Origin of the sequence: Streptomyces sp. DH12 (assembly GCF_020873895.1) — a bacterium.
Classification (GTDB): Bacteria; Actinomycetota; Actinomycetes; order Streptomycetales; family Streptomycetaceae; genus Streptomyces.
In genome coordinates, this window is sequence record NZ_JAHWGT010000016.1 from 77,448 (window position 1) to 94,623 (window position 17,176).

The following is a 17,176-nucleotide window of genomic DNA, read 5'->3' on the forward strand; positions in this document are numbered from 1 at the left end:
CCATGACGACCACCATCAGTGCCCGACCGGCCGCCGGACCGCGCGAACTGACCCGTGCCAGCGACCGTCTCTCCTTCGTCTACCTGGAGCGATGCACCGTCCACCGTGACGCGAACGCCATCATCGCCGAGGACGCGGACGGTGTCACACACATCCCGTCGGCCACCATCGGCACCCTCCTCCTGGGACCTGGCACACGCGTCACCCACCAAGCCATGTCCGTGCTCGGCGAATCAGGGGCAGCAGTCGCCTGGGTCGGCGAGCAAGGGGTGCGCTACTACGCCGGCGGACGCGCCCTCACCAGATCCTCCGCCCTCGTCGAAGCCCAGGCGATCCGATGGGCCAACCTCCGAAGCCGCATCGCCGTCGCCCGGGCCATGTACCGGCTGCGGTTCCCCGACGAGGACCCGGCCGCCTACCGGCGCCAAGAACTCCTGGGCCGTGAAGGAGCCCGCGTCAAAGAGTGCTACCGACGCGAGGCCGCCCGCACCGGCTTCCCATGGCGCGGCCGGCACTACGACCGCAACAACTTCGCCGCAGGCGACGCCGCGAACCAAGCCATCACGGCAGCAGCCCAGTGCATGTACGGCATCAGCCACGCCGTCGTCGCCGCGCTGGGCTGCAGTCCCGGTCTGGGGTTCGTCCACTCCGGCCACGAACTGTCGTTCGTCCTGGACATCGCCGACCTGTACAAGACGGAGATCGGCATCCCTCTCGCCTTCGACATCGCGGCGGAAGGCGAGGAGGACGTCGCACCCCGCACCCGCCGAGCACTACGCGACCGCATCAACCAGACACGTCTGCTCGACCGCTGTGTCAACGACATCACCCAACTGCTCGCACCAACGCCCGCCCACCACGATGAAGCCGACATCGTCACCCTGCAGAGCGACAGCGGACTCCACCTGGCATCCGGCAGGAACTACGCCGACGAGGACCTCTGGTGACCGTCATCGTCCTGACCAACTTCCCAGCCGGCTTACGAGGGCTCCTCACCCGATGGCTCCTGGAAATCTCCCCCGGCGTCTTCATCGGGAGCCCCTCCTCCCGCGTCCGAGACACACTGTGGCACGAAGTACAGCAGCACACGGGCCAAGGCCGCGCCCTCCTCGCCCACACCACCAACACAGAACAAGGCTTCGCCTTCCGCACCCACGATCACAAGTGGCACCCGGTCGACCACGAAGGCCTCACACTCATCCGGCGTCCCAGCCAAACAACCGAAGCACCACCATCTCCCCCGACAATCGGGTGGAGCCGCGCCTCCAAGCGACGGCGCTTCGGAACGAGATAGTCAGTACTAGCCACCCCCAGGCAAGCAGTCGAACTGAGGGGCGCGCAAGGGCAAGCGCTTCCACCAAGCCCAGAGAGCATGTCGAAGTTTCGACTGCCCAGCGCACGTACGTGGGCACCACGGGGACCATTCCCGCTCGCCCTGGGAGCATGGCGCCCGAGAGCAGGCGGAACCGGACGCTGGGACATCCCCAACGGCGGGGAGGGGGACGACGGGCAGCAACAGACACCGTGCGCGAGGCCCAGGGCTACTCCCGCGGGCGGGGGGGACACCACCGCCCGTACGCATGGAGTGGGAGGGAGCCGGGACCGCCCCCGCAGTGACGGGGAGCACGGACGCCAGCCGGTCCGGTAGTACCGCACAAGGGGACCATCCCCGCAGGCGCGGAGAGCACCTGCCGAGAGTGTCGCTGAAGACCGGCTTGAAGGGGCCATCCCCGCGGGCGCGGGGAGCACCGCGCCGACCACGAGACGGGGAGGTGTTGCGGGGACCATCCCCGCGGGCGCGGGCAGCACAAGAGCCGGACCGCCTGTCCGATGCTGCTCCGGGGACCATCCCCGCGGGCGCGGGGAGCACGACAGGATCCTCCACATGCCGAAGTCGTGGCTGGGACCATCCCCGCGGGCGCGGGGAGCACCCGGTCCGGCCGTCGTTGATCATCACGTGATGGGGACCATCCCCGCGGGCGCGGGGAGCACGCCGGAAACCGCCTCGTCGCCATGCCGACCATGGGACCATCCCCGCGGGCGCGGGGAGCACACGCCGAGGTTGCCGTTCTCGTCGGGGGTCGCGGGACCATCCCCGCGGGCGCGGGGAGCACCCGCCGCGCTTCGCCGGCATGTCGTCGCGCTCGGGACCATCCCCGCGGGCGCGGGGAGCACTCCGGCATCAGCGGCGGCACCTCGCCTCAGGCGGGACCATCCCCGCGGGCGCGGGGAGCACATGCCGGTGGGCCAGGGGGCGGTGAAGGCGGTGGGACCATCTCCGCGGGCGCGGGGAGCACCGCCCTGCTGCGAGGATTCCTCCGCCGAGCCAGGGACCATCCCCGCGGGCGCGGGGAGCACGCTTCCTGACCTGCAAGTCTATGGGTCGCTAGCCCTATTCCTCATCACTTTCGCCGATTCGGGCAAACAGGGTAAATCCGTCTCAGCATGTCTTAAGTGGGCGTGGAGACGCCCCCGGCAGCCCTCGGTGTAGGAGCAGCCCTCGTCGCCGGGCCGCTGCGCCCCCTGTCTCGGGCAGGGCCGCCGCCGTGCCGCCGGTGTTCTGCGGGTCAGCTATCCGGCGTTGAGGACGGCGAGTTCGGTGTCGGTCAGGCAGACCGCGCACGGTCGCGCGTCACGCCTCATCAGGCCCATTGGGGCTCACAGGGGCACCACTCGAAACCGGAGTGAGGCGTACGAAGGAGCTGCGTCCAATGAGGGGGTCCAGTACCGCGACCTTCAGCGGGGACCGGGCAGTGGCTTGAATGCGAGAGAGCCAGCCCTGGCTCGGCACCAGGATCGTCAACTCCGCCGGCCACTCGGCGAGTGCGCCGGGATCGGGGCAGACCACACCAGCCAGGCCGAACCCACCGCGCCCCCACCTCGGTCGGGCGTAGACGAGCAGCCCACCGCCGTGAGAAGTGCTCTGATCGCCGTACAAGATGGCTTTGCCCGAGGCGGAGCGGACCATCTGTGTGAAGGTCTCCCACATCACGGGGTCAATGCCCGTGTGCTGGAAGAAGTCAGCCAGGCGTTGTAACTCCGCCTGAGCCTCCTGTAGCTCTGCCTGACGATCCAGAGCCCGCCGCTCGGCGTCCCGGCGGCGTTGGGCGGCAGCGGCGGCTCGCTCCTTGGCGTCCCTACGACGGCGCTCGGCGTCCGCAGCCCGTTTGACGGCTTCGGCATCGGCCTCCATCCGGGCCCGCACAAGGGCGAGGTCCTCGTACGCGGGCGCCGTCCACCACACCGTGCCGTTCACTCCGGTGTGGACGCGCACCCGTCCGTCGAGGATCCACTTGATCGCGTCACCGAGCGGGCAGGTGATGTGCTCCCACTTCGCCTTCGCTTTCAGCGTGCGCGGCTGCCAGGTGTAGCGCGCCAGCCCATGCCGCACCGTCCAGGTCTCGCCCCGCTGGTTGGGGAAGCGCACCCTTAGCGAGGGCACGACACGTTCCCACGGCCGGTCCTGCAGGGCGACCCAACACACTGCCACGCCGTCCCTGGCGTAGCGGTCCGTACGCATCTGCGCCTCGTCCTGCGTCATGGAGGACAACTGTGCCTCCAGCGCCATGGAGGGGCGGTCGTGCTCGTCGAAGGCCATCACATCGGCCCGCCAGCTCCGATCCTCGCTGCTGACCTCCAGTTCCGCTCGCCACCCCGCTGCCCGAGCGGCCACGGCCAGCTCCAGCTTCAGGAGGTGGTGCTCCGGTGACTCGTTCGCCAGTTCGCAATCCAAGGGCCGAGCCTGGTGGTAGAAGTGCCGGACGACGTGCCGGAAGGACCGGGCGAAGACCCGACCGCCGCACTCCGGACATGCCAGCCGTAGCCCTTTGACCCGGTGGACGTCCGTCCAGGCGCGGCCACACCCGAGGTCGTCCATCGACGCGTCCAACCGACCCCACACCGGGTGTACGGCGGTCTATCCCATCGGCCCCTCCTCGTGTTCCCGACGGCAATCAGCGTCCCTGCGTCGACACGCTTCCGCGCCACAGCTTCAAGAGAAGGGCGGGAACCCAGCGCCCTTCCGGCCGCTCTCGGCTGGCCCTACCTGTTGCACCGCGCCGTTCTCCATCAGCTCCTCCACCCGGTGGTGGACGACGACAGAGACCCACCGCCCGTCGTGCTTCCTGGAGGCGGGGCCGACCTATCAGGCCACGCCCCGCCTGCACCCCGCCCAGCGCCGCCGATCTGCCAGGCCATGGCCGCCTTCGTCGACGACGTGAGCACCGGGCGCGAGCGCTTTCGCGCTGGCCTCCGCATGAAGGGCGCAGCGCGCCCGGCTGCGCTGGCGGATCCGGTGACCAGGGGTATCACGCGGCGACCGGTCATGGCTGCATCCCGCTGAACAGGCGGCGCTCCGCCGCGGTGATGAGAATGCCGAGCAGCACAGCCAGATCGGCGGCGCCCTGGGCGTCGTCAGCCCAGCGGGTGGTCTGCAGCGGGTGCACCTGGTCGAGCGGGGCGCCTTCGCGGGCCAGGAGGAAAGCCATCGACACCACGGCCGCTCGGGCGTTGCCGTCCTCGAACGGATGGAAGAAGAGGACGTCGAGGTAGGTCCGGGCGGCGCGCGCAGGGAGGGGCAGACCGGGTTGGGTGCTCTCGGACAGACGACACTCGAACTGTGCCCGCGTGTGGGGCGTCAGGCCGTAACACTCCCGTCCGCCCTTGGCGAAGGCCGGCCCGGTACGGAAGCCGGCAACCCTGCGACGCAGCACGGTTCGCTGCCAGTTCGCCATGGGGGCGAAGGTCAGCGGCCTGCCCTGCTCCGCGTCGGCGAGGGCCAGATCGAGGGCGGTCAGGACCTGCACGGTTCCCTGGGGGTCGCGGTCGCCGCGCGTCGCGGTGAAGAAGTCCCGGAAGCCGTCACGAGCCGGTGCCCCTGAGATGGCGCGTTCGCCGCTCCAGTGCGGCCAGACCACCCTCGATCGGATGCGCAGTCAGTCGGCGAGAGCGTCCGCCGGCTGGCCGGTCCCGGAAGTCATCGGTGCCCGCCCACGGTCCGGGCCAAGCGGGAGCTGACCGCTTCGACCTCTGTGGCGTCCGGCGCGATCCAACTGCCGAAGCGGCCGCCGACGGCGTTCTCGACTACCTCCCGGGCTTGCTCTTCGTCGATGCCGGTGGAGGCGAGGAACCATCGAAGGACCTGCATACAGTGTTCGTACCAGCCGCTCTCCGCCTGCGTCCGGTCGGCCACCACGGTGACCAGCCGCGTGCACGCCCGTTCCCAGTGCCAGGGGTCCACCACGGAGCCCGCCGGCGATGGCGGGGGCGCGAGGGCGGCGAACCGCTCCGCCAGGTCCTCCAACCAGTGACGCCATTCGCACAGGGCCGCGACGACCAGCGGGGCAGTCGCTTCCGCAGTCGTCACGGAATCCGACGAGCAGCACCACACGCCGACGACAGCGAGTGGGGACAGGTGTTCGGCGACGAGGTTCTGGCCACCGTCATCCTCGACCGCCTCCTGCACCACTGCGATGTGATCTCCATCAACGGTCCCAGCTTCCGGCTTAAGAACCGGCTCGCGGCCATCGAGCGAGACCAGGAAAGCGCCGCCTAATCATTCATATGGTCGACAATGAGCGCATGGACGTCCCTGAGCTGCTCGAATCAGCTTCTCTGCTTGTTCCGGAAGAGACCGCCACCGAGAACGACATCACGGTGCGAGACATCTGGGACTACCTCGTCCAAGATGAGTGGGAGATCGCCCTGGGCCTGCTGGAGGAACTCGGGGACGGTCGCTCGCTCCCGCTTGCGTTCTGGGCAAGGCTCGCTGACGCGGCTGAGCAGCTCCAGCTTGAGCGGAGCGCGGCCTGGTGCCATTGGCGGTGCTCGGAGATTCGTCACGGCGTGATCCGAGCGGATCTGACGCTCCGTCCTGCCGCCGAGGCACGACGCACCACGGCAATCTCCGGCGCCGGTGTTCTGCGGCCCATGTGGGACATCGGACACCTCTCGCCCACCGGTGAACGTGCCGTCAGCATCGCCTGGCTCTGGGTTGAGGACATGCCCTACCTGGAGCCCGGCGGGCGAGCCACCGTTCGCCTCGTGCCCCTCACCCCCTCCCACTGGACGCACCTCCAGCCCGACCAGCGGATCAACATGCACGAGGACCGAACCGTTGCCGGCACGGCAGTCATCCTGGAGGTTCATCGCCCCGCCGCTGCTATGCCCGCGGGATGACGTGACTGGCTCACAGCCTCCCTCACTGGTGCATATATCTCTGTACTTGGTGGAGCACTCACAGGAGTACGCCGACAGCAGGTCAGGTCTCGGCCGCGCGCGGTGTCTGCGGCGCGACGTCCCGCGGGCGGGGCCGTCGCCCAGCGGGGTGGCCCGGCGCTCTCCTTGCCTCGGCAGCCGAGTCTCCCGCTGGTTCGCCTACTCCTCCAGTGGCTCGTCATGCATCTGGGGCGCTTCTTCCGAGGTGGGCGTTGCGGGTGAGCATGAGGGCGAGTGGGCCGGCTGGGAGAAGGAAGCGACCGGCCGAAGCTGCGTCGATCGCCTCTTCCAGGGGCCACCAGGACAGCTTGTAGTCGACCTCGCTGGGGGTGAGCTGCTGGGGCCCGAGGGCGAGGCTGGTCGCCTCGAAGAGGTGGACGCGGGCGGTGGAGGAGAGGGTGATGGCGTAGGAGCCCAGGGAGCGCCAGGAGGAGGCGGTGATGCCCGCCTCCTCCTTCAGTTCACGTCGCGCGCACTGCTGCGGGGTCCCGCCGGGCTCCATTCGGCCGCCGGGGAGGAAGAGGTACTCGCCGCCGTGGTCGGGGAAGTGGGCGCTCAGCAGCGCGACGCGGTCTTGTTCGTCGCGGGCGACGGTGATCGAGGCGTCCGGTCGGGCGCTGCTGGGTGTGGAGGTGGTCATCGGTCACCTGTTCAGCCGCAGGGCCCAGCCGCGGTCCGTGCGGTCGAGGGCGGGGGTGTAGGTCTCGGGGGCGGGGCGCCCGGCGGCTTCCCAGGTGGCGAGCCAGCCGCGCAGGACGGTGAGGGAGGGCGAGTCAGGGTGGTCGGCGAGGAGGGTGCCGTCCTGCTGGATGACGGCGGCCGTGGCGGGAGTGGAGTGGCCGATCGCCCACAGGTCGGGCCTCAGCCCGGCCGCGGTGAGCTGCTGGTCGGCCTGGGCGGCGGCGAAGGTCCGCCACGACGGCCAGTCGAGCTCCGCGCCCTCGTACGGCTCGGCGTACGCGTCCTTGCTCAGCAGCTGGCCCAGGGCGGTGCGGGCGCCGGTGTTGCCGTGGTCGTCCGCGTCCCGCCAGGCGATGGAGATCCACGACGGGGTGGGTACGCGGTTCTCCCAGTCCACCCACCGGCCGGGCAGGTCGAGGTCGGTCTTGGGGGAGGTGGTGGCCTCGATGTACCCGCCGGTGAACACCTGCGCCACCGTCGGCCGTCCGTCGCGGACGCGGACCTTGGCGACGACGGTCATGTTCGGCACCGATGCGATCGGCAACGGGGCGACGATCAGCCCGCCGTCGGCGACCTGGTCCACCCACACCTGCGGGAGCAGGGGCGGGGTGCACCAGGCCACCATCCGGTCGTAGGGGGCCCGCGCGGGGAAGCCGGCGGTGCCGTCGGCGACGTGGCAGCGGATGCGATGCACACCGCGCTCCTGGTGGATCAGGCCCGCCCAGCGCGCCAGATAGGCGTCGATGTCCAGACTGGTGACGTGCCCGGCGGGGCCGACCAGTTCAGCGAGCAGGGCGCCGGAGTACCCCGAGCCGGTGCCGAACTCGATGACGTTCATCCCCTGGCGCACGTCGAGCGTGGTGATCTCACGGTGAATGACCAGCGGGTTGGAGCGGTGCGGGGTCGCGCCCCGGCCTTCGTGGTGGGTGTAGTGGCGCTCGGGGACGGACTGGGCGACGGCAGCAACCGGGGGCACGACTCACTCCTTCGAGGGGTGCGGTGGCACTCGAATGCGACAACTGCGTCGGCCGGGTGCAGGACACACGCTCGGCCGTGGGCGCAGGCCGGGGGTCTGGCGTCCTCACCGTTCTTCCTGGAGTTTGAGCATCTCGTGGAAGAGGCCCGCGCCTTCGGTGGCGAGCTGTTCGAAGGTGCCGGTCTGGGTGATACGGCCTTGGTCGAGGACGTAGATGCGGTCGGCGAGCTTGGTGTTGATCAGGCGGTGGGTGGTGAAGATGGTGGTGCGGCCGTCGGCGAGTTCGCGTAGGCGGGTGAAGATGCGGTGTTCGGCGCGGGCGTCGAGGGCGGCGGTGGGCTCGTCGAGGATGAGGACGGGGGCGTCGCGGTGGAAGGCGCGGGCGACGGCCAGGCGCTGCCACTGGCCGCCGGAGATGTCGTGGCCGCCCCACCAGGAGCGTGCGAGGGAGGTGTCGAGGCCGTGGGGGAGGTGGGCGATGACGGTGTCGGCGCCGGCGGCTTCGGCGGCGGCGTGGACGGCGGTGTCGCCTTCGGGGCGGGGCTGGCCGAGGGTGATGTTCTCGCGGACGGCGAGCGGCCAGCGCGTGTAGTCCTGCGGGACGATGGCGATCTTGCGCAGGACGGTGTCGATGTCGGTCTGGGAGAGGTCGTGGCCGTCCCAGGTGACGGTGCCGGTGGTGGGAAGGAAGAGTCCGGTGAGGAGTTTGGACAGGGTGGTCTTGCCCGAGCCGTTCTCTCCCACCAGGGCGATGACCTCGCCTCGTCGGATGGTGAGGTCGATGTCGGTGAGCGAGGGGGCGTCGGCGCCGGGGTAGGTGAAGGACACCGAGCGGGCGGTGATGACGTTGGGGGCGGCGGTGATCTGCTGGGCGCCGCGCCGGCCGGTCCACTGTCCGGCGAGGGTGAGGAAGCGCGCCCAGTCGTCCAGTGACAGCGAGGTGCGGAACAGGCGCGCTCCTGCCCGCACCAGGGCCGACAGGGCGGTGGCGCAGGTGCGTACGGCCAGGACGGCGGTCGCGGCGAGCGCGAGGTCCATCCGGCCGGTGGCCACCAGGGCGACGAGCGCGGCCCAGGTCAGGAGCATCCCGCAGGCGGACAGGGTGTCGCCGAGTCCCTGGACGATCAGGGCGCGGCGGGTGGCGGTGAGCTGTTCTGCTTCCAGGCGGCCGGAGACGAGGCGGTACTGGCGGATGAGGAAGCCGGCCATCGTGTTGGCGCGGACCTCGTCGGCGGTGGAGCGCTCGGTGGAGTAGTTGCGAAAGACGGCGCGCAGGCGGCTGTCGGAGAGGTTGCGGTGGTGGGCGGCGTGCTCGATGCGCGCGGCGCGCACGGCTCCCCAGGCACACGGGGTCACGGCCAGGAGCAGCAGCGGCACGAGGGCGGGGTGGAGGACGGAGGCGACGGCGGCCGCGGCGACGAGTTGGGCGAGGGCGGCGGTGAGAGTTTGCGCGTCGAGGACGAGGTCGCGGGTCTTGTCGGCGCCGTCGCCGGCGGCGGCGTAGGCGTTGTCGAAGTCGGGGTCCTCGTAGGCGACGAGTTCCGCGGAGGTCGCCGCGGTGATCACCTTCAGGTCGGCCTCGCGGACGACCTTCGGTGCCAGGCGGGCGGCGGCCGCGCGGGCGAAGGCGTCGGCGAGGTACCGGCCCGCGCTCGCCCCGGCCAGCAGAAGCAGGGCAGGGGTGTGGTGGCGCAGGCCCTGGAGCAGGTTGTCGGCGCCCAGCAGCGCGCCGAGGACGTGCGCGGTGGTGGCCAGGGCGAGCGCCGTGAGCATGGCGCCGGTGACCTGCCCGGCCAGCAGGAGCACGACGGCGGGCCGGTCGGCGCGCCAGGCCAGGCCGGCGGCTTGGCGCAGGGTGCGGGGCAGGCGGCGGGCGATGGTGGTCGTGTTGAGGGCGGTGGCGGCCGTGTAGTGCCGGTCGGAAGCCAGGCGCATGTGCGGGGCCTGCCCGGCGGGGGCCGCGGGCAGAGCGGTGCTGGGAGTGGTCACGCGCCTATGAAGCGACCCCTGTCGACGCTGAGGCAACGCGTATTTCCAGCGCTGCCGGGTGTACTCGCAGCTCGAAGACACCGAGCGTCAACCTGCGTCCACTGATCCACCTGTTCGTGGCTGCGACCCGGGGCGAGGGGAGGGTCGCGCCCGGGTCGCGGTCTGCTGCCGCAGACGGTCAGGGGACGTGCATCACGGCGGTCCACGGCCGGTCGACAGCGTCCCCGATGTCCCGCCCTGCGGCCCCGCCGGGCACTTCGGCCCAGGCGTGTGCGGCGTCCGGCCGGAACCGTGCGCCGAGCACCCAGCGGGCCCGCCGGCCGGTCAGGGCGGCGGCGATGACCGTGGCGAGGCTGATCTCCATGCAGGCCACCCGGCCCGGCCACCACCACGGCACCACGGCCGTGGCCGCGGTGTAGAGGGCGTCGAGCCGCTCCGGTGTCGCGTAAGGGAGGTGGCGCACCTGGCGGACGGCGGCGATACGCCAGCGCAGGGGTGCCTTGGACAGGGCGAGCGACAGGGGCAGGGCGACGGCCGCGACCAGGCGCAGGCGCAGCGGCGCGGTGGGGCGGGCGCCGGGGGCGACGACGGTCACCGCTTCCACCACCTTCGCGACGGTGCCGGGGGGCGGCCGGTGTCCGCGAGCACGCCGCGCTCCAGGAGTGAGGCCACGCAGTCGTCGACAGCCGCCCGCACGGTCGCGGGGTCGAGCCCGGCCGGGATCGCGATCCGGTCGGCGAGCCCGGCGACGGACCCGATGGTGACGGCCTCCCGCCACACCGTGGCGGCGGCGGGATCCAGCATGAGCCACCGTCCGGCCGTGGTGTCCAGGACGGCGGCGCCTTCCGGTGTGATGGCGTAGTGCACGCCCGGGGCCGCGGTCAGCACCCCGCCCCCCGCCTTCCGGTGAGCCACTGGCAGGTGGCGATCAGCTGGTGCAGGGAGGCGATCGGGGCCGCGCCCTGCCCCCGCGCCGCCTCCAGCAGCGTGCGCCGGGCCGCGACCGGGTCGATCAGGCCCTCGCTGACCAGGGGGCTGTCCTGGATGAGCCGGGCCAGTGCGAACTGGTGGCGGGCCAGACCGGCGATGCGCTGGGCGGTGAAGCTGCCCTTCGACCGGCGAGCCGTCAACCACTCGGGCAGGGCCGGCAGCGCGGCGGCCAGCAGCGGCTTGTAGGTGACCACGCCGCGGCGCGCGGAGGCCGGCACGGCGAACGCGGCCCGAACGACCTCGTTGTCGAGGTAGGGATAGAGCGGACGCACGTCGAGCGCCGCGTACAGGGACCGGGCGGTGCGGGCCTCCTCCCCGGTGGCCCGCAGCGCCGCCCACTGCTCCGCCTCGTCCGCGAACTGCGCGGGACCCTCCTCGGCGGCCCGCCTCAGCATGGCCGCCGCGCGGGTGCGGGCGTAGGGGGTCAGCCAGGACGCCGCCGAGCCCAGGCGGCACCACGTCCACCCCGGCGGGCCCTCGGCGGGCAGCGCGCCGCTCTTCAGTCGGTCGGCTGCGCTCAGCAGCGCGCCGTGTGGCCCGAGCGCCGCGCTGCGGCGCAGCGCCTTCCAGTACGGGCCCGGCGCGATGCCGCGCAGCCGCGCCCAGGCCGCGGCGTGGCGCTTGGCGGCGCGTTCCTCGCCGCGCTGGATCATGCCGACCCAGGCGGCGCTGCTCGCGTCCAGCACCACGTCCCCGCCGTGCCCGGTCAGGTGCAGCGGCCTTCCCGCGACCGGGCCGAGGTAGAGGCGGTCCATGTGCCAGTTCACGACGTCGGCGGCCGGCTCATCGGTGTCCGGCGTGCCGTCGAGGCGGAAGGGCAGATGCGCGTCGCCGCCGGCCGCGATCTCGTGCGGGATCCTGGCGTGCTCGGCGATGCGCAGGGCGTAGGCGGTGTCCTCGCCGCTGGTCTGCCCGTCGGTGTAGGTCACGGCGCGGACCGGGCCGGCAGCGGCCGCGAGGAGGACCGCGGTCCCCGAGTCCAGGCCGCCGGACAGATCCGCGCCCACCTCCACCCCCGCGATGCACACCGGCCGCTGCACGGCCCGGGTGAGCGCCCGCCCGAACGCCTCGGCGCCGCTGCACAGGTCCTCGACCGGCCGGACGTCGCAGACGTCGACCAAGCTGGTCTCGCTGCGGCTGATGACCAGTCCGTAGCCACCGGGCACCAGGTTGATGCCGCGGTAGGGAGTGCGGTCGGGCCAGTGCTGCGGGCCGCAGGCCAGCCGCGCGACCAGAAACTCCAGATCCATGGGAGCCTTGGTCTGCTCGGCCAGGTCGCCCAGGTGCACGTCCCAGACGGGGCCGTGCTCGTGGCGGGTGTAGTAGACGGGGCGGGTGCCGGCGAGGTCCCCGGCGACGAACCGAGTGCCGTCCGCGGCGTGCGCGCTCACCCAGTACGAGCCGGGCCAGCGCGTGAGGGCGGCCCACTGGTGGGCGGCGACCGCGCCCAGCGCCCGCATCAGTTCCTCCCGGCCGGCGCCGCAGTCGCCCGCAACGGTCAGACGGCAGGGCCCGTCGAACACCGTCCGGGTCGGTTCGCCGCGCGTCTTCACCAGCTCCTGGTCGACGGTGGCCTGCTGCTCCATGCTGTGCCTCCCCATTTGCGCTGACGTACTGGACGGACCGGGGCCCGGCGCCCCGCGCGGACATGCCGCCGGACGCCGGGCCCCGTTCGTGCTGGAAGCCGAAGATCAACCCTCGAAGTAGTTCGACTTGTCGGCGTCGTTGGCGTTCAGCCGGCCGAGCGTCAGGACGTCGACCTCGTGGACGGCGATCTGCGGCACGAAGCCGGCGACCGCCCGCGTGTCCTGCTCGGCGGCCTTGTCGTTGACCGGGGTGGCGTTGATGACCATGTCCGTTCCTCCGTCTCGAATCCCGGCGCCGTGTCGGCCGGGCTGCACCCAGTTCACCGCTCGGGTCCGCTGCGTTGCCACGGCGATGGCACTGCGCTTGCCTGCGCCTGGCCGACGGCCCTCGCCCTGCGGCGCTGCTGCGAATCGCTGCGAACTACGCCTGACCAGCCAAGAGTTGGCACCCGGCGCGTATCCTGAAGCCCAGCGCACGGCCATCACCGCAAGCACCACACGCCACCTCTGACCAGGGGGAACACGGTGTCGCAACCGGCAGGACGCCCCAACGACTCCCTCGCGCACTGGGTGCGCCGCTCCGGTGCGAGCTACAACCGCATCGCCAAGGAGATCAACGAGGTCGCGGCCGACCGAGGACGGCACGACATCCAAACCGACAGCTCCCGCGTCTCGCGGTGGATCAACAAGGGCGAGCAGCCCAGGCCGCCCGTGCCCGAGTACCTGGCGCTGGCGTTGAGCCGGTTGTGCCACCAGCCGCACCAGCTCACCCCCGCTGACCTGGGATTCTCCGACAGCGGGCCGCGCCGGGCAGGGGAAGGGTGGTCAGCGCGTGCGGTCGTCGCCGCCATTCTCGACACCACTCGGAGCGATGCCGTGACCGATGAACACACCCCCTCCCATACCCGCCTGCTGCACGGCACCGACCTGGTGAGCGCGGTCCAGCCCTGGCTGCACCTGCCCGACGGCGCACCCCTGCCCAAGCCGACCGAGGCAGGCCAGCGGCTGGGCATGTCGGACGTCGAACGCATCCAGGCCACCACCAGCGCCTTCCGCCACCTGGACAACGAGCACGGCGGCGCCCTGTCCCGCCTCGCCGTCGTCGGCCAGCTCCAGCACGTCACCCACCTCACCCGCACGCGCACCTACACCGAGGAAACCGGCCGGGCCCTGTTCGCTGCCGTCGCCGAGCTCGCCAGCGTCGCCGGCTGGATGACCCACGACGCCGGCGTCCACCAAGACGCCCAGCACTACCTCCTCCTCGGCCTGCAAGCCGCCAAGCAAGCCGGACCCCACGGCGCCGGGTCGGCGGGCACCTGCTGAACTGCCTCGCCCGCCAGGCCAACCACCTCGGCCACGCCGACGACGCCCTCGAACTGGTCCAAGCCGCCCAGTACGGCACCCGCAAGCTCCCGCCGGGCCGCCTCCGGGCCCTGCTGTGCTCCCTCGAAGCACGCTGCCACGCCGTCCTGGGCAACGTCGGCGACATGGAGCGCGCCACGGCAACCGCCGAGACCGCCCTGTCGAACGACGCGGGCGATGCCACTCCGAGCTGGGCCGCCTGGTTCGACACCGCCGAGTACCAGGTGACTGCCGGAGTGTGCGAGTTCATCGCCGCCGAACACGTCCCCCAGCGCGCCGAGCGCGCCGTCACCCTCATCAGCCAGGGAACCGCCCACCGGCCCGCCGAACGCGTCCGCAGCCGCGCCTTCGACCACATCGCCCTCGCCCGCGCCTACGTACGCGCCGGCCAGCCCGAGGCTGCGGACGCCGCGACGAGCCAAGCTCTTACCCTCATGGGTGCGGTCAACTCGACACGGGTGGGCGACCGACTGATGGAACTCCACACGGAGCTGAAGTCCGCTCCGCTCGGTGGGAGCACCGTCGCCAGCCGGGAACGCATCCGCGCCGCCGTCCAGCCGCACAGCCGGTGACCGGGAGCCGTACGTCCGCGTGGTCATCCAGGCCACCTGGGCGGCGGTGGCCGCGTCCTGGACGGCGGACGGCGCGGATGCGGGCATGGCGAGGGGACCTCCGTGGCGGGAGGGTGAAGGGTGAGGTGGGCCGGCCCCGAGTCGGCCGGGCGCCGCCGCGGGGGGTCAGCGCTCGGGCTTGGGGGGCCGCTGCATCAGCGCGGCCGCCGCCTGGTCGAGAGTGACCTCCTCGTGCAGTAGGGCGGAGATCACTTCGGTGATCGGCATCTCGACGCCGTGGGCGCGGGCCAGGGCCAGGATCGCTTCGGCGGACTTGACGCCTTCGGTGGTCTGCCGGGTGGCGGCCGTCGCCTCCTGGACGCTCGTTCCCTGGCCGAGCTGGGTGCCGAAGGTGCGGTTGCGGGAGAGGGGGAGGAGCAGGTGGCGAAGCGGCGGGCGGCGTCTTCGTCAGTGCAAGAAGTACGCGGCGCATCGGAGCGTGTCCTCGCAGGACATGCAGAAGTTCGTCGGCACCGGCCGTCTCGAGCACGGCGCGGACGTCGCCCTGTTTGTCACCTCTTGCCGCGCGTTCACGAGGGACGCGCTGGGCCTGGCGTTGCGCCAGGACATCGTGGCCCTGCACCGCGACCTGCTGGGCTCCTGGGTCAAGGGTGCTCACCTGGGCAGCCTGATCCCGCTCAACGGCAGCGGCGGCGGCACCAGGCGGCGCCCCTCTGCCTGACCACGACACGCTGCCGTCGGTGTCGACCTTGGACCAGACACCGAGGATGGCCAGTCCGTGTGGACGGAAGCGGAGCACGACCTAGGGCACGTCTTGTCGATCATGTGTCGAGCCAGATGAGGGTGCTGGTTAGGGTGCTGGCGGCGAGGTAGCGGTCGGGGCGTTTGTCGTAACGGGTGGCGATGCCCTGCCATTGCTTGAGGCGGTGGAAGCAGCGTTCCACGACGTTGCGGCGTCGGTAGGCGGCCCTGTCGAAGGCGCAGGGCCGCCTACCGGCGCCGTCGCCGTCCCGCGAGCTGATCGAGGCGCTCGGGGACGGTGGCTTTGATGCCGCGGCGGCGGAGGTAGACCCGGAAGGTGCGGGCCGAGTAGCCCTTGTCCGCGACGACGTGGGCGGGCCGGGTCCAGGGTCTGCCCGGACCGGGCCCGGGGACGAGGATCTTGCCGATGACGGCTTCGGCCTGGGTGCGGTCGTTCACGTTCCCGCCGGTGAGGGTGAAGGCGAGCGGTCTGCCCTGTCCGTCGCAGGCGAAGTCTTGCTGGTCAGTCCGCCCCGGGAGCGTCCGAGGCCGCGTTCTTCGAGCCCCCTTTGGCAGCCGCGTGCTGGTGGGCCCGCACGATCGTGGAATCGATCGCGACCAGCCAGTCGATATCGGCCCGGCTCTGGGCAGCGGTCAGGAGACGGTCGAAGGTGCCGTCGGCGGCCCAGCGGGCGAACCGTCCGTGGACGGTCTGCCAGGGGCCGAACTGCTCGGGCAAGTCCCTCCAGGGCAGGCCGGCGCGGAACTTGAACACGATGCCCTCGAGCACCTGGCGGTGATCCCGCCACCGGCCACGAGCCCGGCCCACGGGCGGCAGCAGCGGTTCGATCACCGCCCAGGCGGCGTCAGAAATCTCCCCGTCCCTCACGACCGCACCAACGATCCGATGATCGGAAAGACACCCCCTAGGCCGCCAGCCCCGCCGGGCCCCACCAACCAGCACCCACCTCGACGAAAGGCGAGCGCCTCCATGCAGCGTAACCACCACCACCGCCCGACGGACGGCAACAGCCGATTCCACCGCCTCCTGGACTTCTTCACCCGCCGCCGCATCATGATGACCAATGGATCGAGCGACAGCTGCCGTAGGGGCTGCAGCTGACCATCGCCCGGCACCTGAACGACTTCGGCGTGGGCTTCATCGAGGGTGGCTGGCCCGGCGCAAGCCCGCGGGACACGGAGTTCTTCGCCCGCGCGCTGAGACCCGTCCGCCACGGTCGCCGCCGATTCCGGCGTCCGGGGAGCACGCCAGAAGTACTCGACTGCGGGAACCGCCAGCTCGCAGTGCACTTCAGCACACGGCTGCGGGCGCCTGTCCCGGCAGCGCGATGGCGGCCAGATAGAGTCATCGTCTTTCTCCGGCTGCGGCGCCTACGGACGTCGTTGGGTGATCCAGTGCAAACACAGGCGCGACGGCCTCGCCGGCTCCGCGGTCGGCACACCGGACCTCCAAGTCCTCAACGGCACTGCCCGCCACGTCCACGGCGCCGACGTCGCGGTCCTCGTGACCAACGGCCGAGTGACCGCCCCGGCCGTCGTCTTCGCCCGGCAGCAGCGCCTCCACGTCGTCGACCGCCACACCCTGGGAGCCTGGGCGGCCGACTCACGCCCGCTGTGGGAGCTGCTCCGAGACCGTCCCGTCACCCCGCAAACCGACCTCACTGTCCTGAACACCGCGCGGGCATGTCGACGATCAGGTCACAGCGAGGGTGGCGAACCGAAGAGCAGCAAGAGGTTCGTCCACGACCGGACCCTTGTTCCTAACGATTCATAGGCCGGCTCCGCTGTCGACCCCGAGAGCTGCCTGGGGAGCCGGCGACGTCTCATGGCATGCTGGTTGATCTTGCTTGCTCGTAGCTGTACCGGGGGGTTGTTGCGTCGTGGGTTACACGATTCCTGAGGGCGTCGACACGATGCTCGACGTCGTCGGTGTGGGGTGGCCCAACATCGACGAGGACGCGTACCGGGACATGGCCGACACGTTGCGGGAGTTCGCGGATGACGCGGACGGTGACGCCAGTACGGCTCACGGGTACGTCCAG

Annotated in this window: 17 protein-coding genes, 4 pseudogenes and 1 CRISPR repeat array; of the genes and pseudogenes, 9 read left to right on the forward strand and 12 right to left on the reverse strand. The window is 71.5% G+C overall.

Going from position 1 to position 17,176, the window contains the following annotated elements; all coding sequences use genetic code 11:
• The first annotated feature begins 2 nt into the window (after positions 1 to 2).
• Together cas1e and cas2e are read left to right on the forward strand one after the other, a co-directional pair.
• Positions 3 to 947 carry a type I-E CRISPR-associated endonuclease Cas1e gene (cas1e, locus tag LPA54_RS16810; RefSeq protein WP_228978480.1) on the forward strand — a complete coding sequence of 315 codons (945 nt, stop codon included), beginning with the start codon at positions 3 to 5 and terminating at the stop codon, positions 945 to 947.
• Positions 944 to 1,294 (forward strand): type I-E CRISPR-associated endoribonuclease Cas2e, encoded by a 351-nt coding sequence (cas2e, locus tag LPA54_RS16815; RefSeq protein ID WP_228978481.1) that lies wholly within the window; start codon positions 944 to 946, stop codon positions 1,292 to 1,294. Before cas1e ends, cas2e begins: the two co-directional genes overlap by 4 nt.
• Positions 1,295 to 1,598: 304 nt before the next feature.
• A CRISPR array of direct repeats spans positions 1,599 to 2,358; the repeat unit is 29 nt; unit sequence GGGACCATCCCCGCGGGCGCGGGGAGCAC.
• 274 nt (positions 2,359 to 2,632) lie between these two features.
• Here the strand turns inward: cas2e and LPA54_RS16820 are convergent.
• From LPA54_RS16820 to LPA54_RS16830, 3 genes are all read right to left on the reverse strand, one after another.
• Positions 2,633 to 3,877 (reverse strand): competence protein CoiA, encoded by a 1,245-nt coding sequence (locus tag LPA54_RS16820; protein WP_228978488.1) that lies wholly within the window; start codon positions 3,875 to 3,877, stop codon positions 2,633 to 2,635.
• A gap of 445 nt (positions 3,878 to 4,322) precedes the next feature.
• Positions 4,323 to 4,916 (reverse strand): Fic family protein, encoded by a 594-nt coding sequence (locus tag LPA54_RS16825; protein WP_228978489.1) that lies wholly within the window; start codon positions 4,914 to 4,916, stop codon positions 4,323 to 4,325.
• Positions 4,917 to 4,975: 59 nt separating this feature from the next.
• The gene (locus tag LPA54_RS16830; RefSeq protein ID WP_228978491.1) at positions 4,976 to 5,467 is read right to left on the reverse strand and encodes a hypothetical protein; all 492 of its coding nucleotides are present in this window, start codon (positions 5,465 to 5,467) and stop codon (positions 4,976 to 4,978) included.
• Here LPA54_RS16830 and LPA54_RS16835 point away from each other — a divergent pair.
• Together LPA54_RS16835 and LPA54_RS16840 are read left to right on the forward strand one after the other, a co-directional pair.
• Positions 5,399 to 5,554: pseudogene (locus LPA54_RS16835) on the forward strand (ATP-binding protein); the annotation flags it as partial. The gene LPA54_RS16830 and the pseudogene LPA54_RS16835 overlap by 69 nt on opposite strands.
• Before the next feature lie 26 nt (positions 5,555 to 5,580).
• The gene (locus LPA54_RS16840; protein WP_228978493.1) at positions 5,581 to 6,177 is read left to right on the forward strand and encodes a hypothetical protein; all 597 of its coding nucleotides are present in this window, start codon (positions 5,581 to 5,583) and stop codon (positions 6,175 to 6,177) included.
• Between the two features lie 217 nt (positions 6,178 to 6,394).
• On the opposite strand, the gene LPA54_RS16845 is transcribed toward LPA54_RS16840, so the two are convergent.
• The 7 genes from LPA54_RS16845 to LPA54_RS16875 form a co-directional block, all read right to left on the reverse strand.
• Positions 6,395 to 6,856, reverse strand: a complete 462-nt coding sequence (locus LPA54_RS16845; RefSeq protein WP_228978495.1) for an NUDIX hydrolase — start codon at positions 6,854 to 6,856, stop codon at positions 6,395 to 6,397.
• Positions 6,857 to 6,859: 3 nt separating this feature from the next.
• The gene (locus tag LPA54_RS16850) at positions 6,860 to 7,873 is read right to left on the reverse strand and encodes a protein-L-isoaspartate O-methyltransferase (RefSeq protein ID WP_228978497.1); all 1,014 of its coding nucleotides are present in this window, start codon (positions 7,871 to 7,873) and stop codon (positions 6,860 to 6,862) included.
• A gap of 105 nt (positions 7,874 to 7,978) precedes the next feature.
• Positions 7,979 to 9,862: an ATP-binding cassette domain-containing protein gene (locus LPA54_RS16855; protein WP_228978499.1), complete on the reverse strand. Its 1,884-nt coding sequence runs from the start codon at positions 9,860 to 9,862 to the stop codon at positions 7,979 to 7,981.
• 178 nt (positions 9,863 to 10,040) lie between these two features.
• A complete protein-coding gene (locus tag LPA54_RS16860) occupies positions 10,041 to 10,469 on the reverse strand; it encodes a lasso peptide biosynthesis B2 protein (protein WP_228978501.1) in 429 nt (142 codons plus the stop codon).
• Positions 10,454 to 10,750 (reverse strand): PqqD family protein, encoded by a 297-nt coding sequence (locus tag LPA54_RS16865; protein ID WP_228978503.1) that lies wholly within the window; start codon positions 10,748 to 10,750, stop codon positions 10,454 to 10,456. The genes LPA54_RS16860 and LPA54_RS16865 overlap by 16 nt, the downstream gene beginning before the upstream one ends.
• Positions 10,744 to 12,438 (reverse strand): asparagine synthase-related protein, encoded by a 1,695-nt coding sequence (locus LPA54_RS16870; RefSeq protein ID WP_228978505.1) that lies wholly within the window; start codon positions 12,436 to 12,438, stop codon positions 10,744 to 10,746. The genes LPA54_RS16865 and LPA54_RS16870 overlap by 7 nt, the downstream gene beginning before the upstream one ends.
• Positions 12,439 to 12,543: 105 nt before the next feature.
• Positions 12,544 to 12,705, reverse strand: coding sequence for a hypothetical protein (locus LPA54_RS16875; protein WP_228978507.1), 162 nt, complete (start codon positions 12,703 to 12,705; stop codon positions 12,544 to 12,546).
• 258 nt (positions 12,706 to 12,963) lie between these two features.
• Here LPA54_RS16875 and LPA54_RS16880 point away from each other — a divergent pair, with 258 nt between their 5' ends.
• Positions 12,964 to 13,761, forward strand: coding sequence for a hypothetical protein (locus tag LPA54_RS16880; RefSeq protein WP_228978509.1), 798 nt, complete (start codon positions 12,964 to 12,966; stop codon positions 13,759 to 13,761).
• A gap of 164 nt (positions 13,762 to 13,925) precedes the next feature.
• Entirely contained in the window at positions 13,926 to 14,372 is a 447-nt protein-coding gene (locus LPA54_RS16885) for a hypothetical protein (RefSeq protein ID WP_228978511.1), read from the forward strand.
• Between the two features lie 165 nt (positions 14,373 to 14,537).
• On the opposite strand, the pseudogene LPA54_RS16890 reads toward LPA54_RS16885, so the two are convergent.
• Positions 14,538 to 14,797, reverse strand: a pseudogene (locus LPA54_RS16890) (NAD(P)H-dependent glycerol-3-phosphate dehydrogenase); the annotation flags it as partial.
• Between the two features lie 68 nt (positions 14,798 to 14,865).
• Here LPA54_RS16890 and LPA54_RS16895 point away from each other — a divergent pair.
• On the forward strand, positions 14,866 to 15,093 hold the full coding sequence (locus tag LPA54_RS16895) for a hypothetical protein (RefSeq protein WP_306806504.1): 228 nt from the start codon (positions 14,866 to 14,868) through the stop codon (positions 15,091 to 15,093).
• Positions 15,094 to 15,193: 100 nt separating this feature from the next.
• Here LPA54_RS16895 and LPA54_RS16900 read toward each other — a convergent pair.
• Positions 15,194 to 16,002: pseudogene (locus tag LPA54_RS16900) on the reverse strand (IS5 family transposase).
• Positions 16,003 to 16,104: 102 nt separating this feature from the next.
• Here LPA54_RS16900 and LPA54_RS42330 point away from each other — a divergent pair.
• Both LPA54_RS42330 and LPA54_RS16905 read left to right on the forward strand, forming a co-directional pair.
• Positions 16,105 to 16,236, forward strand: coding sequence for a hypothetical protein (locus tag LPA54_RS42330; RefSeq protein ID WP_267487230.1), 132 nt, complete (start codon positions 16,105 to 16,107; stop codon positions 16,234 to 16,236).
• 270 nt (positions 16,237 to 16,506) lie between these two features.
• Positions 16,507 to 16,804 (forward strand): annotated as a pseudogene (locus LPA54_RS16905) (restriction endonuclease); the annotation flags it as partial.
• Between the last annotated feature and the right edge of the window lie 372 nt (positions 16,805 to 17,176).

Bases quoted from the DNA above. Each gene is read 5' to 3' on its own strand.
- LPA54_RS16870 (WP_228978505.1), bottom strand. From the start codon at position 12,438: ATGGAGCAGCAGGCCACCGTCGACCAGGAGCTGGTGAAGACGCGCGGC.
- LPA54_RS16840 (WP_228978493.1), top strand. From the start codon at position 5,581: ATGGACGTCCCTGAGCTGCTCGAATCAGCTTCTCTGCTTGTTCCGGAA.
- LPA54_RS16895 (WP_306806504.1), top strand. From the start codon at position 14,866: ATGCAGAAGTTCGTCGGCACCGGCCGTCTCGAGCACGGCGCGGACGTC.
- LPA54_RS42330 (WP_267487230.1), top strand. From the start codon at position 16,105: ATGCAGCGTAACCACCACCACCGCCCGACGGACGGCAACAGCCGATTC.
- LPA54_RS16885 (WP_228978511.1), top strand. From the start codon at position 13,926: ATGGAGCGCGCCACGGCAACCGCCGAGACCGCCCTGTCGAACGACGCG.
- LPA54_RS16875 (WP_228978507.1), bottom strand. From the start codon at position 12,705: ATGGTCATCAACGCCACCCCGGTCAACGACAAGGCCGCCGAGCAGGAC.
- cas1e (WP_228978480.1), top strand. From the start codon at position 3: ATGACGACCACCATCAGTGCCCGACCGGCCGCCGGACCGCGCGAACTG.
- LPA54_RS16820 (WP_228978488.1), bottom strand. From the start codon at position 3,877: ATGGACGACCTCGGGTGTGGCCGCGCCTGGACGGACGTCCACCGGGTC.
- LPA54_RS16845 (WP_228978495.1), bottom strand. From the start codon at position 6,856: ATGACCACCTCCACACCCAGCAGCGCCCGACCGGACGCCTCGATCACC.